A 17,241-nucleotide genomic window follows, 5' to 3' on the forward strand; every position below is an offset into this window, starting at 1 on the left:
CAGTGAAACATCCTGAAAATGCCTTGTTGTCATCACATTTTAATTTTTTTCCAAACTCTCCTTTTGATTTACTTATATATGGCTTCTCCAATATGCATTAATCTCAATTTTTACCCTTTCCAACTGAGGTTTGCTGACGGGTACCTTTTCACCATTTGACATATATATTTCCTTATTCTTCAGTTTCATTACATGCTGAACATTAACAATGAAACTCCGGTCTACATATATAAATTCCTCTTTCGGCAGTTCTTCATAAACTTCAGACAAAGTCTTACGAATAGAAGTCCTGCCGCTCCATGTCTGAAATATAACATTTTTTCCATCCTTATACAAATAGTAAATGGCTCTTACGGGAATCTTCTCCAATTTAGGTCCTACTATAATTCGATAGGATGGCTCCGTCCGGGCATTAACCTCTTTTTGAATATGACACAGTGCTGTTTCAAGCTTCTGTTCCCACTGATCCTTTAAGATATACTCATAAGCTCTGGCACTGTAGCCTTCAATGGCATACTGAGGATAGGCTGTAAGAAAGATAATATAACAAAAAGGCGATCTTTCTCGGAGCACCCTCCCCAAATCAATTCCTGACATATCCGGGAGATCAATATCCAGTAAATAAATATCATAATATTTCCCATCGTCCACCTCATACATCAGTTCCCTGCCGCTGCTATAACAATCCACATTAACCGCAAGATGCATTTTTTCATAAATTGAATATAGCCGCCGGCTTACTCTTTCATAAAAAATCGCTTCATTATCCAATACCGCTATTTTTAACATGGCACACCCCCATACATTCATTACTGTTTTATAAAATATCTCTTTGCTTTCCTCTCACCATTCTCACTTAACATTTCATCCTGAACCATTTCCCTTAAAATCCTTTTTGTTGTAGACTCGGCCAACCCCAGGATTTCTCTTGCTTCTTTATTAGAAACACTTCCTTCCGCCTTTATATATTGTATAATCGCCTGTTGCCGCTCAATCCTTTTATCGGCTTTTTTATCGGCTTTTTTATCGGCTTTTTTATCGGCTTTTTTATAAAGATTAACTCTGAATGTGTCTCCGATCTCAAAAAAATCAGGATTTGGTAGTGCATATTCTTCTGCTCTTTTCAAAATACGCCGTATTCCGGTTCCCCACTCTTCAACCAATTCCATACGGCTGAATATCTCGGCAACTGCCCGATTTCTAATTTTTTACCTTCCGTTCATAGCCTCTTCAAGTGTCAATCCGCCGAACAACATCCCCGGAGAAGTCACCTCAACACGATTATCATATATAGCCACCTGTACGCAGGAATTATCCATATAATTTCGATGGCATATAGCATTAATTATCATTTCTCGAATAGCTGCCACAGGAAGTTCATATGCATCTTTCCTTACCAAGCCCTCTATCTCCGCACTTAAATTAATATGTCTGAGTACAAATTGATACGCTGCCTCTATCTGCTCATATAATGGACCACTGTATTCTTTTTTATCAATAAAAATATCTCTGTCATTTCCTTTAAATAAAGCACACTGAATCTTGGAAAATCGAAAATAATCGCTCGTCAGTAAAACAAACGCATTTGTTGCTAATATTTCTTCCCCAGACTGTTTTAATACTTTCCAATTCAATAATTGTTCTTTTGTAACTTCCTGAACTGTTTTTCTTTCTTCTTCATTAGGCAGAGCACTTTTCATATATTCTGTTATATCACGGCATAGTTTTCGGACAGCCTCCTCGGTAACTTCATAACCAACACACACTAATTCATCCCAGGATACATTTGTTCCTTCCATTTCCAATTCTTTGATTTTCACCGTATCCGCTGGTCTGGAAGTCCCAGCTACTCTAACATACGTCCCTTTCTCTTTTCCTGCATTTTTTATATAATAAGGTCGATTTGCTCCCGGATATATTTCCACAATTACCACACATTTCCCACGAATTGTCTGAAATGTGATATCGGGTATAATTTGTGGCTCACAACTATCCGAAATCGCATTTGCTATCTTATCCATAATTTGAAATACAGATTTTTCATCAACCCCAACAATCTTTTTTTCCTTATCATCAATTCCTATAATTATTTTTCCTCCGCTGGTATTCGCAAATGCAACTACAGATTTCAGATATTTATCACTTTTTTCAGGAAGTGCCATTTTATATTCAATATTTTTAGACTCGCCTTTTAAAATATCTTCTATTATCAAGTGTCTTCCTCCCTTCTCCATTTCATAGTATAACATTTTCGCTGATTAAATCCCAGAATAAAATGACCACTTGTAATATTTTATTACAAAAAAAGAATGATATCTGCATTTTCACGTAAACATCATTCTTTTTCATAAATTCCTTTATTTTGTTCCGGTAGAACCGAAGCCGCCTTCGCCCCGCTCCGTCTCATCCAACTCATCTGTGAGAAGATATTCTGCCGTTAAAAATGGTGTGATCACCATCTGGGCAATACGCTCGCCATGCTCCACTGTCACTGCCACACGGGAATGATTGTGGAGCGGCACCATGATCTCCCCACGGTAATCCGCATCAATGACACCCACTTTATTGGCCGGCGCCAGTCCTTTTTTCGTTGCCAGACCACTGCGGGCGTAAATCAGTCCGGCATAGCCTTCCGGAATCGCCATAGCCAATCCGGTCTTCACAAGCACCGTCTCACCCGGAAAAATTTCTACCGGTGCATCCATGCAGGCATACAGATCTGAACCGGCACTATATTTACTCCCGTAGGTCGGAAGAATCGCTTTATCATTTAATTTTTTAACCTTCACTTGCTGTTTCATAGCTTTTCTCCTATTCGTAACCTTCCACGATGACAACACGACCCTCTTTCAGTGAAGCCGGAACATCGATGGTCCGCTGGTTGGCTGAACCCTTAAACCGCTTGGTCAGATCTTTCTCTTCCTCAATGAACTCGCCGTCAACAAGAACATCGATATACGAGAGCATTTCTTTCGTTTCCGGCCAATCCTCCACCATCCGGCCAACAATGTCTCTGTCAAAAAGGTAGCCAGAAAAACACCAGATGGTCTTCTTTGGATATATCTCCCGAACCTTGCGGAGCAGCGGCAAAAGTCCCTGCTGGTTGGTCCGTTCAAAAGGTTCCCCACCGAGAAGCGTCAGCCCCCAGATATAATCTGGTTCCAAATATTCGATGATCTTATCAATGGTTTCCTCTGTAAAAGGTTCTCCATAATTAAAGTCCCAGGCAACCTCATTAAAACAGTTTTTACACCGATGGGTACATCCACTCACAAAAAGAGAAATCCGCACCCCAGGTCCATTCGATATGTCATATTGTTTTATATCCGCATAATACATACACTACCGCCTTCTGATCCGACGTTTTACAACGCCATTAAACTTTAAATATGAAGAACACGGGCAGCGATTTCTTTTGTCTTACCCACATTCCAGAAATTTTCGCCCAGATATCCGCAGGTACGCCGTGTCACATTCATCTTGTCATGGTCTTTGTTGCCACACTGAGGGCATTCCCATTCCAGATCATCATTAATGATAATTTCTCCATCATAACCACATACATGGCAATAGTCGGATTTCGTATTAAACTCGGCATACTGGATATTGTCATAAATGAATTTTACCAACTCTTCCAGAGCTTCCAGATTATGACGCATGTTTGGAATTTCTACATAGGATATAGCGCCGCCGGCAGAAATCTTCTGGAACTGGCTTTCAAATTTAAATTTGCTGAAAGCGTCAATTTTTTCGCGAACATCCACATGATAGGAATTTGTATAATATCCCTTATCTGTAACATCCTCGATCACGCCGAAACGGTCCATATCAATCCGTGCAAAACGGTAACACAGGGACTCGGCCGGTGTTCCGTAAAGACTGAAATGAATGCCGGTCTCTTTTCTCCAGCGGTCTGTCGCCGAACGGAGGTGATTCATTACCTTTAAGGCAAATTCTTCACCTTCCGGTGTCGTATGACTGACACCCTTCATCAGCTTTGTCACTTCATAGAGGCCAATATAACCCAGAGAAAGTGTGGAATATCCGCCATGTAGTAATTTATCAATCTTTTCACCCTTCTCAAGACGGGCAATAGCGCCATACTGCCAGTGGATCGGGCTGACATCGGAAGTTGTTCCTTCAAGGGCTTTATGACGGCACATCAGCGCTTCATAACATAATTCCAGACGTTCATCAAAAATCTTCCAGAATTTCTCCTCATCACCCCGGGCTACGATACCCATCTGCGGCAGATTCAGGCTGACAACACCCTGATTGAAACGGCCTTCGAATTTATAATTGCCATTCTCATCCTTCCAAGGTGTCAGGAAGCTTCTGCATCCCATCGGGCTGAATACATTACCTTCATAATTCTCACGCATTTTCTTAGCGGAAATATAATCCGGGTATAAACGTTTTGCAGAACAGCGAACCGCAAGCTTTGTAATATAGTCGTATTTTCCACCCTTCAGGCAGTTATGCTCATCCAGCACATAAACCAGCTTCGGAAAAGCCGGTGTCACATAAACACCCACTTCATTCTTGATTCCTTCCAGACGCTGACGCAGGATTTCTTCAACGATCATGGCATTTTCTTCAATATATTCGTCATTCGGATCCAGGTTCAGGAACACCGTAACAAACGGAGACTGGCCATTCGTTGTCATTAATGTATTGATCTGATACTGAATCGTCTGAACACCGGATCGAAGTTCATCATTTAAACGGGTGTGCACCAAACCTTCGATCGTTTCCGCATCCAGTTTATCCCCATACTGAGCCACAATCTGATCTTTATATTTATTATAACTCTTCCGCAGATATTTTCCGAGGTGGCGGATATCAACGGACTGGCCGCCATACTGGCTGCTGGCTACGGCCGAAATGATCTGGGTCATAACCGTACAGGCTACCTGGAAGCTCTTTGGACTTTCAATCAACTTACCGTTCATCACCGTTCCATTGTCCAGCATATCCTGGATATTGATCAGGCAGCAATTGAAAATTGGCTGTACAAAGTAGTCCGCATCATGGAAATGAATCACACCTTCTTCATGAGCTTTGGCAATTTTTTCCGGCAGGAGCAGACGACGGGTCAGGTCCTTGGACACCTCGCCGGCGATCAGATCCCGCTGTGTGGAAGCCACCGTCGCATTTTTATTGGAATTCTCCTCCATAACATCTTTGTTGCTATTTTTGATCAGACTTAAAATAGAATCGTCTGTTGTATTCGCTTTTCGTACTAATTCTCTCTGATAACGATAAATAATATACGTCTTAGCCAGGTCGTATTTCCCTTCAGACATTAATTTCTGTTCGATGATATCCTGAATATCTTCCACTAACATACGTTTACGGTGACGTGTCTCTATATATTCAACGATGCTCTCAATCACATCTTCCGTAATCTTTTCCTCTGGCGGTACTTCCGCATTCGCTTTGGAAATGGCAACGATAATCTTACTTCTGTCATAATTCACTTCACGGCCATCCCGCTTAATAACGATCATATAGAATCCTCCTCATTTTTTTCTTTTGGTCATTGTCCTAGGCCATTATATCACCGTATGAAAAAAAAAGCTACTATAAAATACAAAATATAGAAAAATAATTACGCCCAGCACAATATATTGTACTGAGCGTTCCATATTTATCCAAGTATGCTTTTTGCGATATCTACCGACTGTTTTGCGTCTTTCGCATAGAAATCCGCACCGATCTGTCTCGCGTAATCTTCGGTCAGAACAGCACCGCCGACCCATATCTTACAGTCACATCCGGCCTCGTGAATGGCCCGGATGGTCTCCTCCATACTTACCACCGTCGTCGTCATCAATGCACTTAAGCCCACCAGCTTTGCGCCAGTCTGCTGAACAGCTTCCACAACCTTTTCGATTGGAACATCCTTGCCCAGGTCAATCATCTCATAACCGTAGTTTTCCATGACCACCTTAACAATATTCTTTCCAATATCATGAATATCACCCTTTACCGTAGCAATGATGACCTTCCCTTTTGAAACAGTTCCCTCATCCTTCTGACCGGACATATATTCTTTAAGAACATCAAAGGCTTCCTGGGCTGTCGTCGCCGACTGGATGAGCTGCGGAAGAAAAAGTTTTCCGCTTTCAAAATCCGCTCCGACTTTATCCAGAGCCGGAATCAAAATGTCATTGACAATGTCCATGGCCGACCGGGTTTTTAAAAGTTCCCGAGTCGCATCCGCCGCATATTCCCGAATGCCGTTTAACACCGCATATTCAAGACTTTTTGTGTCCGATGGTTTGACGGACGGCACCGCCGACTGAGCATTTTTCTCCGCCTCCACGATCTTACTGTACTTGTCCACGTAAAACCTGGAACCTTCATCCCGGTTATATAAGATATTAAAACTGTCTATCGCCGCCATCATGGCCGACACATTCGGATTGATGATCGGCAGATCCAGACCGTGAGCCATAGCCAACGTCAAAAACGCCACATTTACAAACTCCCGTTTTGGTAATCCGAAAGAAATATTTGAAACACCGAGAACGGTTTTCACACCAAGCCGCTCTTTCACAAGCTGCATGGCCTTCAATGTTTCCACGACTTCCTTCTGCTGAGCCGAAGCTGTCAGCGTCAGACAATCAATATAGACATCCTCCTTCGGTATGCCATAACTCTCCGCCTTTCGGACAATTCGCTCCGCCACTGCATAACGTTCTTCGGCCAGAAGCGGGATGCCCTTTTCATCCAATGTAAGGCCAACCACGGCCGCCCCGTATTTTTTGACCAGAGGAAAAATCTTTTCCATGACAGCCGTCTCGCCATTAACCGAATTGACGATTGGTTTTCCGTTATAAATCCGAAGACCGCTTTCGATAACCCCGGCATGGGAAGAATCTATCTGTAAGGGTACATCCACCACTCCCTGAAGTTCTTTGATCACTTCCACCATCAATCCGGCTTCATCAATCTTCGGCAGACCCACATTCACATCCAGAATATGGGCTCCGGCTTCCACCTGGGAAATCCCCTGGGTCAATATATAACCAATATTATGATTTAATAAAGCTTCTTTAAACAGTTTTTTACCCGTTGGATTGATTCGCTCACCGATCACCCGGACACCGTCGATTTCAACAACCTGGGTACTGCTGCAGACCGCCGCCCGGCGGACAAAGGCCGGCCGATCTGCCCTTTTTCCTTCCGCCGTTCTCCGGGAAAGCATCTTTTTCATTTCACGAATATATTCTGGTGTTGTCCCACAGCATCCGCCAATGATCTGGACCCCCAGGTCCATAAACTTGTCCATCTGCTCCGCAAATTGCCCGGCGCTGATATCATAGCCGCCGGAATTTAAATTCGGAAGTCCGGCATTTGCCTTGATGATCACAGGTAATGGGGTCCACTCCACCAATTTCTGAGCCAGGGGATAAATATCATCCGGTCCGAGTGAACAGTTAATACCGACAGCATCGACACCAAGCCCCGTCAGGGTCAGCGCTGCCGCCTCCACTGTCACACCAGTAAAAGTTCTTCCGTTTTTTTCAAAGGTCATTGTGGAAAAAACAGGCAGGGATGTATTTTCCTTTGCTGCAAGAACCGCCGCCTTCATTTCCAAAAGGTCCGTACTTGTCTCTATGACGATCAAATCCGCCCCCGCCTTTGCGCCGACCGTCATCATTTCCTTAAACATGTCATAGGCATCTTCAAATTTCAGACTGCCGTTGGGCTCCATCAACTCTCCAATGGGTCCTACATCCAAAGCCACGGCCACATCCCGCTCGGAAGCCGCTGCCGCTTTTTTCGCATTGACCACGCCCGCGGTTACCAGTTCTTCCACCGAGTAATCACTGTGACCCAATTTATAACGGTTGGCGCTGAAGGTATTGGCATAAATAATATCCGCTCCCGCATCGATATACTGACGGTGAATATCAATGACCGCCTCCCCATGGGTCACATTTAATGCCTCCGGAACCTTTCCCATAGGAACTCCGGCCGCCTGAAGCATCGTTCCCATACCACCGTCCAGCATAATGATCTGATTTTTAAAATCTAACATCTGGTTCCTCTCTTTCTAAACGCACACCGTTCACGATTATTACAAAAGTTGCACTTATTTTTCCGCACGTCCCGCTTTGTATCGCTGATTCCCAATATGGCCGTCACAGATTTGCTCGGCACCATCAGACAACTCTCCGTGAGGGACACGCCGATTTTCCGATGCGTATCCAGCACATGCACCAATTCTCGCTGTGTCTCCAGCGGCAGATCGCCATATCCCGGACTAAAACGCCAGGTCAGATGACACCCCTCCGCAGATACTTCCTGTTCCATTTCTTTTTCAGCCAAATCCGCGATCTGCTCCACTGCCTGAATACCACAGCTGTCCATGATCACACCCACGTCCGGCTCTGTGACCATATAACGGCGGATTCGTTTATCCAGTTCGATTCCGGCCGTTGCTCCAAGCAAAAATATTTCATTACAGTTTTTTAAATGTTCCTGAATATCATTGCCGAAAAGCACCAACGCTGTTCCCGGAATCCGAATACCGTCAGCGCCTTTTTCGACTGGAAATCTTCTATATATATACTTCGACTGGAGAATCTTCAATGTCTCCGCTTCACAGCGATTCAAGAGTTGTTCTATCCGCTCTGTAACCCCCGAATCTTTATATCCAAGATAACGAAGAATCTCCTCCCTGTTTAAACGTCGGATCATACCTGTCTGTTACAGCTTGCAAGAATATTGGAAATGCTATTCGTAATCCTTGTCGCTGTCTCCACATTATTCATTGTATACAGATGAATCCCCCGCACATCATTGTTGATCAGGTCAATGATCTGCTCTGTCGCAAAGGCAATTCCGGCATCTTTTAAAGCAATCGGGTCCTGGGCATATTTATTTAACAGCTTCGAAAATTTCACCGGGAAACTGGCACCGCACATAGATACGGTACGCTCAATCTGGGCTTTATTGATGACCGGCATAATTCCCGCTTCAATCGGCACGTGAATTCCTACCTTTTCTACTTTATCCATAAATTCATAAAAATGATTATTATCAAAAAAGAGCTGAGACACCAGATGAGTGACGCCCGCATCCACCTTTTTCTTTAAATTTTCAATATCCTGATCCATATTAGCCGAATCACAATGGCCTTCCGGATAACAGGCTCCGGAAATATTAAAGCTATCATCATAGTTCTTGATGAATGCGGCCAGATCACTGGCATGTTCAAAATCGATGACATCATTTCCCGGTGTAATATCTCCCCGGAGTGCAAGAATATTTTGAACACCCTCCGCTTTCAGACGATCCAGAAATTCCATAATATCTTGTTTCGTTGAACCGACACAGGTCAGATGGCTGACCGGCTCAATCTGGTATTCGCTCCTGATCAAAGAAGCGATTTCACAGGTCTTATTTTTCTGAGCTTCAGATCCGCCGGCGCCATAAGTCACACTGATAAAATCCGGTCTTAATCCGCGAAGTCCATAAAGCGTATTATAAATGGTGTCAATCGACGTGGTCTTTTTCGGTGGGAATACTTCCAGAGAGTACACCACCTTTTTACTTTCAAATAATCGCTGTATATTCATGAAAATTCCTCCGATTCTTATAATCCATTTCATTATAGCCCCCGATATTTCTTTTTTCAATAATTTAATTCTTATAACTGGTTATCAGCATTTTTCTTGAATTATTAAAAAAACCATAGTAAGATAAAAAGGTAAATAACCTTCTGGAGGTGGTTAAAATGAAATTTACAAAAATGCACGGATGTGGCAATGACTATGTTTATGTAAACTGTTTTGAAGAAACGGTTAAAAATCCTTCTGAAACAGCAAAACAAGTCAGCGACCGCCATTTTGGTATTGGTTCCGATGGTCTCATTCTCATTTGTCCATCAGACAAAGCAGATTTCCGCATGGCTATGTATAATATGGATGGTTCTGAGGGAAAGATGTGTGGAAATGGAGTTCGCTGCATCGCAAAATATGTCTACGATCATCATTTAACAGATAAAACTCGGATTTCACTTGAAACCCTCGGCGGAATTAAGTATCTGGACTTAAATATTAAAGACGGAAAAGTGGATACCGTAACCGTCAATATGGGAGCGCCAATCCTGACTCCATCAAAAATTCCCGTCAGTATTTCAAAAGACCGGGTCATCAATGAACCTGTGGAAATCGATGGAAATGTATGGCACCTAACCTGCGTATCCATGGGTAATCCCCATGCTGTCGTTTTTGTTGATGATACAGCCAGCCTGAAACTGGAACATATCGGACCGCTTTTTGAAAAGCATCCCCTCTTTCCGGAGCAGGTCAACACAGAATTTGTTCATGTCATTGACCGACGCACCGTCGATATGCGTGTCTGGGAACGGGGTTCCGGTGAAACACTGGCCTGCGGTACCGGCGCCTGCGCCACCGTCATGGCCTGCATCCTGAATGACAAAACGGACAAGGAAGTGCTCGTTCATCTGCTTGGCGGTGATCTGCTGATCCGATATGATGCTGAAAACAATACGGTCTTTATGACCGGACCGGCCACTGAGGTTTTCTCCGGTGAGATTGAACTGTAATCTATTTTTGAAAGGACATTTATATGAAATTATCCCAATTACTTGAACGTATGGACTACACCTGTGTCCAGGGTTCTGTAGATATTCCTATATCCCATTTACTTTATGATTCCCGAAATGCCTGCCCGGACGGTGTCTTTGTCTGCATCAGCGGTGCGGTGATGGACGGTCATAAGTTTATTTCCGACGTTGTGATGAAAGGTGTCACTGCTGTCATTGTGGAAAAGGAAGTAAAAGCCCCGGCTCATGTGACGGTCATTCGCGTGGAAAATACCCGGAGTGCTCTGGCCTATATGTCAGCCGCTTACTTCGGATACCCGGCCGAACAATTAAAAACCATTGGTATTACCGGCACTAAAGGGAAAACGACCACAACTTACATGGTACGTTCCATTCTCGAAAATTCCGGATTTAAGACCGGCCTCATCGGCACGATTGAAACCATTATCGGTAAAAAAGTCATCAAGGCCAATAATACAACGCCGGAATCCTATCTTGTTCAGCAATATTTCCGCGACATGGTGAATGCAGGCTGCGAATGTGTTGTTATGGAAGTCTCCTCTCAGGGCCTCATGCTTCACCGGGTAGATGGTTTTACCTTTGACTATGGTATTTTTACCAACCTTGGCCCGGATCATATCGGCCCAAATGAGCATAAAGATCTGGACGACTATATCCACTGTAAATCTCTGTTATTTAAACAGTGCCGCCACGGCATCGTCAACATGGACGACAACTATGTGGAACGGATTACCGACGGCCATACCTGCGATCTGGAAACCTTCGGTATGTCAGAAAATGCCGACTTCCGCGCTTCCGATATGAAATTACTTCAGAAACCGGGACTCCTCGGCGTAACTTATCGCCTGTCCGGCCGTATGGATATGGATGTGGAAATTGATATTCCAGGACGTTTCAGCGTGTATAACTCCCTGACGGCTATTGCCATTTGTCATCATTTTAATGTTCCTAAAGAAAACATTATAAAAGCGCTGACCAATGTTCATGTTAAGGGCCGTCTGGAAACCGTACCGATTTCCCCAAGATTCACTCTGATGATCGACTATGCCCACAATGCGATGGCTCTTGAAAGCCTGCTGCAATCCCTGAAGGAATACCATCCAAAACGACTGGTCACTCTGTTTGGCTGCGGCGGCAACCGGGACCCGCACCGCCGTTACGAAATGGGCGAAGTCTCCTCGAATCTGTCCGATCTGACCGTTGTCACCTCGGATAACCCAAGATTTGAAGAACCGATGGCCATTATTAACGATATTTTGATTGGTGTTCACAAGGGCCCGGGGAAATATGTAACTATTCCGGACCGTAAAGAGGCCATTAAATATTGTATTGATAATGCCGAAGACGGCGACGTTATTATTCTCGCCGGAAAAGGCCACGAAGATTACCAGGAAATCAAAGGTATCAAATACCCGATGGATGAACGGGATTTGATTGCTGATATTCTGGCCGGAAGATAGAAATTTTTGAAAAGCGAAAACGGTTGGATGACATAACATCACCTAACCGTTTTCCACTTAAATTAAAAGATGGCCGAATTTTTAGAAACCTTCCTGACGCCGCAGGAGTCTCAATTCGCGACGTTTCACCGCCGTTTCCCATTCCATCCGTTCACCGTCGTTTTCAAGGATCAATCCCGGCACCTTCATCGGTTTATCATCCTTGCCCATACATACCATCACAAAATATGCCCGGTTGATCGGGTAACGCTTGCCTTCCGAATCTTCTCTGTATGTATCAATACGTACTTCCATAGAAGTTGTTCCCACATGGGTAACCTTTCCGATTAAAACAACGATATCATTTAAATAAACACCGGATTTAAAATAGGTATTATCAATTGCTACAGTTGTGGCATCCCGCCCGCAATGCCGTCTCGCCGTAGCACCGGCAACCTCATCTATCCATGACAAAAGCCGGCCTCCAAATAAGCGGCCGAATCCATTAATATCCGGCGGCATAACGATACGATGCTGTACTGTCTTCGAGTCTGATACTTTTTTTGCTTCCATATAACCTCAGTCCTTTCTATATTGAGTCTAACATTAGGTTAATGTTCTTATCATTCTAATATACGCAGTATAAAAATACAAGTTAAGTATTTCATAAATTTTTGTAATCTGTAGATAAATATTTATAAACATTGTATAATAACTTTATATTGTATTGGGAGGCTCTACTTATGGAAAAGGAAATTGCAAAAAACAAAACTGTAGAAGAAAAGATGGCGTTGGCCGATGAAATCAGCCGTGGATATTTTCGTCAGGGATTAAATTGTACCGAATGCGTTCTGAGAACCTTTATGGATATGTACGATGTTGAGCTGCCGGAAGACATTCTCTGTATGGCTACCGGTTTTGGCGGCGGCATCGGTCATACAAAAAATATATGTGGCGCCATCACCGGAGCTGTCATGGCTCTTGGAACTGTTAAAGGACGCCGCAATCCCTTTGGTCCAAAAGAAGAAATGGGAGCACGAATCCAACACCTTCAGGGCGATATTTACCCTGTATTCGGAAAAATGGTCAATGAAATTGAAGACAAATATGGTACTTTAATCTGCCGTGAAATGTCTCAGCCATTTGGTGATTTTGATTCAAAACCACGCAAAAAGAACTGTATGGAAATCATCGCCTACTGCGCTCAACTTGCTGTAAAATACGCTGAAAGTTAAAAATAAGAGTACCATTTTCCTGATTATAAAAATGCGGAAATGGTACTCTTTTTAATTTTAATCTGCTACAATCACACCATTTTCACAGTCAAGATTTACAAATACACCATTCTTTAAAATATCCGTTGCATTCTTTACATTGATCAGCACCGGAATATCCAGGCTTAATCCAACCGTCACCGCATGTGCATCCAGACTGGATTTTTCAATAACAATACCTGAAGCCGTTCTCAGCTGTTTCAGCATATAATTATTGGTATCTTTCGTAACGACGATATCTCCCGGCTGATAATTCTGAATCAATTCTTTGTCTGAGTGACATACGCATAAACGCCCGTGAACTTTTTGCTTGTTAATGCCTTCGCCATTGGCCAAAATGTGTCCGACTACCTGAACTTTTAACATATTTGTCGTGCCGGAAACACCCAGTGGAACGCCTGCCGTGATAACCGTCACATCCCCCTGCTTTACATATCCTTTTTTCTGGGCTTCCTCAACAGCCGTCTCAAATAAATCATCCGTTGTCCCCTTTTCTTCGATAATCAGCGGCTGGACTCCCCAGGACAGATTTAACTGGCGCCATACACTTGGCGACATGGTACAGGCAATAATCGGACAAGTTGGACGGAATTTTGAAATCATCCGGGCTGTTCTTCCCGATTTACTTACTGTAATAATTGCCGCCGCATTCAAATCCATACCCGTCGTACATGTGGCATGGGATATGGCATTCGTCACATCTGTGATTGCTTCCGTTCCCAGTTCGGAAAATCTGCGTCGATAATTAATATCAATTTCTGTCCGCTCTGCAATTTTAACCATCGTCTGCACCGCTTCCACCGGATAAGCTCCGGCCGCCGTTTCTCCGGAAAGCATGATCGCGCTGGTGCCATCATAAATCGCATTTGCAACGTCTGTTGCTTCGGCACGAGTTGGCCGCGGATTTTTCATCATCGAATCCAACATCTGGGTTGCCGTAATAACCTGCTTACCGGCCTGATATACTTTACGGATAATCTTTTTCTGAAGGACTGGAACCTCTTCCATCGGAATCTCCACACCCATATCGCCGCGGGCAACCATAATACCATCAGAAACACGAATAATTTCCTTAATATTCTGTACGCCCTGCATATTTTCAATCTTTGCAATAATATTAATGGTATTGCAATTCTTTTCTTCCAGAATCTTACGGATTTCCAGAATATCTTCCGCGGTTCTTGTAAAAGATGCGGCAATAAAATCAAATCCATTTTCAATACCAAAACAAATATCGTCATAATCTCTCTGACTGATAAATGGCATAGAAAGTACCGTATCCGGTACATTCACACCCTTCTGGTTCGAAATCACGCCGGCATTAACGACTGTACAATGGATTTCCGTATCCTCTACATCATCAATATAAAGCTCGATCAGACCATCGTCCAGCAAAATCCGGCCGCCGACTTTTACATCCTTCGGTAAATCCACATAGGTAATAGAAGCAATTTCAGAATTTCCAACGACTTCCCGGGTTGTCAAAGTAAATTTACTGCCTCTCTTTAATTCAGCTTTTCCATTTTCAAAGGTTTTCAGTCGAATTTCCGGGCCCTTTGTATCGAGCAATGCCGCCACAGGAAGGTTCAGCTCTTCTCTGAGCCGCTTTACCCGATTTAGTTTTTCCAGTTGTTCCTCATGGGTTCCATGGGAAAAATTAAAACGTGCAACATCCATTCCTTCAATCATTAATTTCCTTAACACATCTTCACTTTCAGATGCCGGTCCGAGTGTACAAATAATTTTTGTCTTTCTCATAATCTACTCCTCTGTTTTCTTGCTATCTATTGATATATCTTCATGTCGGGTCCGTTCCTGAACATCCAGACATATTAAACGATAAATTGTAGCTGTTAAAGGAACCCCTATCAACATTCCTGGAATTCCCCCAAGACCACCACCGATGGTCACTGCGGCCAATACCCATATTCCTGGCAGGCCGATAGATGCCCCAACAACCTTTGGATAAATTAAATTTCCTTCAAGCTGCTGAAGAATGATAATAAATATGATAAATCCTACAGCCTGGATCGGCGACACAGTAAAAATCATAAATGCCCCTACAAAAGCTCCAATATAGGCACCTACCATCGGTATTAATGCTGTGGCTCCGATAAAGGTTCCTACCATTGGCGCATAGGGAAAACGCAAAATCAACATTCCCACAGTACATAAAATACCCAAAATCACAGCTTCCACACATTGACCTGTAATAAAACTTGTAAAACTTTCATTTGCCGTATAAATGACATGATTCATACGTTTCACATAAGACTTTTTCATATATACACTTTGGAAAATTTTTGCCTGTGATTGAAGCTTCTCTTTGTTCAATAAAATATATACGGCAAAAATAGTTGCTATGGTTACATTTACAAGAGAACTCATAATCTGAAAAACAAATGTAAATGCCGAGTTCAACATTGAACTGAAACCGCTTGTCACATAGGTAAAGATCTTATTAAACATTTCCTGCCAATTAATTTCCATGCCCCCAATCTTTTCCGCTAAAGATGGAAACATATCACCATTGACTACGATCCAATGCTGAACCTTTTCAAAATAGACCGGTATTTCATTGGCTATTACAGAAAAAGCTTCTACCAATTCAGGAAGTACAATCCGTATGATAAGAAAGATAGCTCCAAAAACAAGAAATATAGACAAGAAAACGCACACACCTCTGCGCACTCGTATCACTGCCATATTATTTGTCGTCGGAAACCAATGTTTTTCCAATGCCCTCATAATAATATTTAAAACATAGGCAAACAGGCAACCCAAAATCAAAGGAAATGCAGCAGTCCAAATATGACTTACCAAGATAAATATCTTATCAAAACGGATAACCATCAAAAGCAGAATGGCAATACATAATCCATACTTAATAAAGGTCTTAAAATTCTTATTAATATAAATCACCCCTTGCTGTCATTTTCTCATTCTAACATATTCTTATGAAATGAAAAAGTCCAATCACAAAAAATGTGATTGGACTTTTTCATTTGAATGAGGCATCGGGGATTCGAACCCCGGACAACTTGATTAAAAGTCAAGTGCTCTACCGACTGAGCTAATACCCCATATCAGAATCTTCCGATAAATGCCCAGAACCGGAATCGAACCAGTGACACGAGGATTTTCAGTCCTCTGCTCTACCGACTGAGCTATCTGGGCGAATAAATTTGAAAACGCCTATATAATTAAAGGTGATGAAAAAGCATTAAGAATTTATTCTTATATGCTTTTGAATCAGCTTTTTCGTTTATTTGCACTAGCAGATAAACGGTCATCGAAAGAATCGTAGATTCTTGAGATGGATTATATTTCGTTCTAAAAGAATTGCGGGGGCAGGATTTGAACCTACGACCTTCGGGTTATGAGCCCGACGAGCTACCGAACTGCTCCACCCCGCGATATTAAATTAAAACTGAAAGTTCCATACATCTCGGATACTTTCAGTAAATGGATGGAGAAGGATTCGAACCTTCGAAGTCGTCGACAACAGATTTACAGTCTGCCCCCTTTGGCCACTCGGGAATCCATCCATAATAGCCGATGATCGGACTCGAACCGATAACCTGCTGATTACAAATCAGCTGCTCTGCCAATTGAGCCACATCGGCGAAAATGGGGCCTACAGGGCTCGAACCTGTGACCCTCTGCTTGTAAGGCAGATGCTCTCCCAGCTGAGCTAAGACCCCATATACTAATTTAACATTAGTACAACTGTATAATGTTAAACGACCCAGAAGGGACTCGAACCCTCGACCTCCGCCGTGACAGGGCGGCGCTCTAACCAACTGAGCCACTAGGCCATAAAGACACATGTGCCTTCAAAACTACATACTGAAAATGTCTTCCATCGTCTCTTTCTCTCTCCTGACCCGCCTTCTGGTCATGCCCTCGACCGATTAGTGAC

General features: G+C 43.0%; 14 protein-coding genes, 7 tRNA genes and 1 pseudogene. 3 read left to right on the forward strand and 19 right to left on the reverse strand.

Going from position 1 to position 17,241, the window contains the following annotated elements:
- Window positions 1-72: 72 nt before the first annotated feature.
- From EV212_RS12965 to metF, 9 genes and pseudogenes are all read right to left on the reverse strand, one after another.
- Window positions 73-789, reverse strand: coding sequence for a LytR/AlgR family response regulator transcription factor (locus EV212_RS12965; RefSeq protein WP_207669128.1), 717 nt, complete (start codon window positions 787-789; stop codon window positions 73-75).
- 20 nt (window positions 790-809) lie between these two features.
- Window positions 810-1,079 (reverse strand): winged helix-turn-helix transcriptional regulator, encoded by a 270-nt coding sequence (locus EV212_RS13830; protein WP_279222000.1) that lies wholly within the window; start codon window positions 1,077-1,079, stop codon window positions 810-812.
- Window positions 1,065-2,249 (reverse strand): annotated as a pseudogene (locus EV212_RS12970) (RNA-binding domain-containing protein); the annotation flags it as partial. The gene EV212_RS13830 and the pseudogene EV212_RS12970, both read right to left, overlap by 15 nt.
- A 108-nt stretch (window positions 2,250-2,357) precedes the next feature.
- Window positions 2,358-2,801: a dUTP diphosphatase gene (gene dut / locus EV212_RS12975; RefSeq protein ID WP_132094305.1), complete on the reverse strand. Its 444-nt coding sequence runs from the start codon at window positions 2,799-2,801 to the stop codon at window positions 2,358-2,360.
- 10 nt (window positions 2,802-2,811) lie between these two features.
- Complete coding sequence (gene nrdG / locus EV212_RS12980) at window positions 2,812-3,339, reverse strand: anaerobic ribonucleoside-triphosphate reductase activating protein (protein ID WP_132094309.1); 528 nt, start codon at window positions 3,337-3,339, stop codon at window positions 2,812-2,814.
- A 44-nt stretch (window positions 3,340-3,383) separates the two neighbouring features.
- Window positions 3,384-5,510: an anaerobic ribonucleoside-triphosphate reductase gene (gene nrdD / locus EV212_RS12985; RefSeq protein WP_132094312.1), complete on the reverse strand. Its 2,127-nt coding sequence runs from the start codon at window positions 5,508-5,510 to the stop codon at window positions 3,384-3,386.
- Window positions 5,511-5,650: 140 nt separating this feature from the next.
- Window positions 5,651-8,050: a homocysteine S-methyltransferase family protein gene (locus EV212_RS12990; protein WP_132094315.1), complete on the reverse strand. Its 2,400-nt coding sequence runs from the start codon at window positions 8,048-8,050 to the stop codon at window positions 5,651-5,653.
- Window positions 8,044-8,712, reverse strand: coding sequence for a vitamin B12 dependent-methionine synthase activation domain-containing protein (locus EV212_RS12995; protein WP_132094318.1), 669 nt, complete (start codon window positions 8,710-8,712; stop codon window positions 8,044-8,046). Before EV212_RS12995 ends, EV212_RS12990 begins: the two co-directional genes overlap by 7 nt.
- Window positions 8,709-9,593 (reverse strand): methylenetetrahydrofolate reductase [NAD(P)H], encoded by an 885-nt coding sequence (gene metF, locus EV212_RS13000; RefSeq protein ID WP_132094321.1) that lies wholly within the window; start codon window positions 9,591-9,593, stop codon window positions 8,709-8,711. Before metF ends, EV212_RS12995 begins: the two co-directional genes overlap by 4 nt.
- Window positions 9,594-9,751: 158 nt before the next feature.
- Between metF and dapF the strand changes: the two genes are divergently transcribed.
- Complete coding sequence (gene dapF, locus EV212_RS13005) at window positions 9,752-10,585, forward strand: diaminopimelate epimerase (RefSeq protein ID WP_132094324.1); 834 nt, start codon at window positions 9,752-9,754, stop codon at window positions 10,583-10,585.
- 23 nt (window positions 10,586-10,608) lie between these two features.
- The gene (locus EV212_RS13010) at window positions 10,609-12,066 is read left to right on the forward strand and encodes a UDP-N-acetylmuramoyl-L-alanyl-D-glutamate--2,6-diaminopimelate ligase (protein WP_132094327.1); all 1,458 of its coding nucleotides are present in this window, start codon (window positions 10,609-10,611) and stop codon (window positions 12,064-12,066) included.
- Between the two features lie 81 nt (window positions 12,067-12,147).
- Here EV212_RS13010 and EV212_RS13015 read toward each other — a convergent pair whose 3' ends face one another.
- Window positions 12,148-12,618 (reverse strand): acyl-CoA thioesterase, encoded by a 471-nt coding sequence (locus EV212_RS13015; protein WP_132094330.1) that lies wholly within the window; start codon window positions 12,616-12,618, stop codon window positions 12,148-12,150.
- A gap of 170 nt (window positions 12,619-12,788) precedes the next feature.
- Between EV212_RS13015 and EV212_RS13020 the strand changes: the two genes are divergently transcribed.
- Entirely contained in the window at window positions 12,789-13,280 is a 492-nt protein-coding gene (locus EV212_RS13020) for a C-GCAxxG-C-C family protein (protein WP_132094333.1), read from the forward strand.
- A gap of 57 nt (window positions 13,281-13,337) precedes the next feature.
- Here EV212_RS13020 and pyk read toward each other — a convergent pair whose 3' ends face one another.
- The 9 genes from pyk to EV212_RS13065 form a co-directional block, all read right to left on the reverse strand.
- Window positions 13,338-15,077 (reverse strand): pyruvate kinase, encoded by a 1,740-nt coding sequence (gene pyk / locus EV212_RS13025; protein WP_132094336.1) that lies wholly within the window; start codon window positions 15,075-15,077, stop codon window positions 13,338-13,340.
- Window positions 15,078-15,080: 3 nt separating this feature from the next.
- Window positions 15,081-16,241, reverse strand: a complete 1,161-nt coding sequence (locus EV212_RS13030) for an AI-2E family transporter (RefSeq protein ID WP_132094339.1) — start codon at window positions 16,239-16,241, stop codon at window positions 15,081-15,083.
- An 88-nt stretch (window positions 16,242-16,329) separates the two neighbouring features.
- Window positions 16,330-16,402: transfer RNA gene (locus tag EV212_RS13035), tRNA-Lys, on the reverse strand.
- A 21-nt stretch (window positions 16,403-16,423) separates the two neighbouring features.
- A tRNA-Phe gene (locus EV212_RS13040) sits at window positions 16,424-16,496 on the reverse strand.
- Between the two features lie 165 nt (window positions 16,497-16,661).
- A tRNA-Met gene (locus EV212_RS13045) sits at window positions 16,662-16,735 on the reverse strand.
- Between the two features lie 50 nt (window positions 16,736-16,785).
- Window positions 16,786-16,867: transfer RNA gene (locus tag EV212_RS13050), tRNA-Tyr, on the reverse strand.
- Between the two features lie 5 nt (window positions 16,868-16,872).
- A tRNA-Thr gene (locus tag EV212_RS13055) sits at window positions 16,873-16,945 on the reverse strand.
- A 5-nt stretch (window positions 16,946-16,950) separates the two neighbouring features.
- Window positions 16,951-17,023: transfer RNA gene (locus EV212_RS13060), tRNA-Val, on the reverse strand.
- 40 nt (window positions 17,024-17,063) lie between these two features.
- Window positions 17,064-17,137: transfer RNA gene (locus EV212_RS13065), tRNA-Asp, on the reverse strand.
- Between the last annotated feature and the right edge of the window lie 104 nt (window positions 17,138-17,241).

This window comes from Frisingicoccus caecimuris, from assembly GCF_004340975.1.
Lineage (GTDB): Bacteria > Bacillota > Clostridia > Lachnospirales > Lachnospiraceae > Frisingicoccus > Frisingicoccus caecimuris.

What these genes read in the sequence shown, in the direction of transcription:
- pyk (WP_132094336.1), bottom strand. Translation starts at nt 15,077, where the DNA reads ATGAGAAAGACAAAAATTATTTGTACACTCGGACCGGCATCTGAAAGT.
- EV212_RS12990 (WP_132094315.1), bottom strand. Translation starts at nt 8,050, where the DNA reads ATGTTAGATTTTAAAAATCAGATCATTATGCTGGACGGTGGTATGGGA.
- metF (WP_132094321.1), bottom strand. Translation starts at nt 9,593, where the DNA reads ATGAATATACAGCGATTATTTGAAAGTAAAAAGGTGGTGTACTCTCTG.
- nrdD (WP_132094312.1), bottom strand. Translation starts at nt 5,510, where the DNA reads ATGATCGTTATTAAGCGGGATGGCCGTGAAGTGAATTATGACAGAAGT.
- dapF (WP_132094324.1), top strand. Translation starts at nt 9,752, where the DNA reads ATGAAATTTACAAAAATGCACGGATGTGGCAATGACTATGTTTATGTA.
- EV212_RS12965 (WP_207669128.1), bottom strand. Translation starts at nt 789, where the DNA reads ATGTTAAAAATAGCGGTATTGGATAATGAAGCGATTTTTTATGAAAGA.
- EV212_RS13020 (WP_132094333.1), top strand. Translation starts at nt 12,789, where the DNA reads ATGGAAAAGGAAATTGCAAAAAACAAAACTGTAGAAGAAAAGATGGCG.
- EV212_RS13015 (WP_132094330.1), bottom strand. Translation starts at nt 12,618, where the DNA reads ATGGAAGCAAAAAAAGTATCAGACTCGAAGACAGTACAGCATCGTATC.
- nrdG (WP_132094309.1), bottom strand. Translation starts at nt 3,339, where the DNA reads ATGTATTATGCGGATATAAAACAATATGACATATCGAATGGACCTGGG.
- EV212_RS13010 (WP_132094327.1), top strand. Translation starts at nt 10,609, where the DNA reads ATGAAATTATCCCAATTACTTGAACGTATGGACTACACCTGTGTCCAG.
- dut (WP_132094305.1), bottom strand. Translation starts at nt 2,801, where the DNA reads ATGAAACAGCAAGTGAAGGTTAAAAAATTAAATGATAAAGCGATTCTT.
- EV212_RS12995 (WP_132094318.1), bottom strand. Translation starts at nt 8,712, where the DNA reads ATGATCCGACGTTTAAACAGGGAGGAGATTCTTCGTTATCTTGGATAT.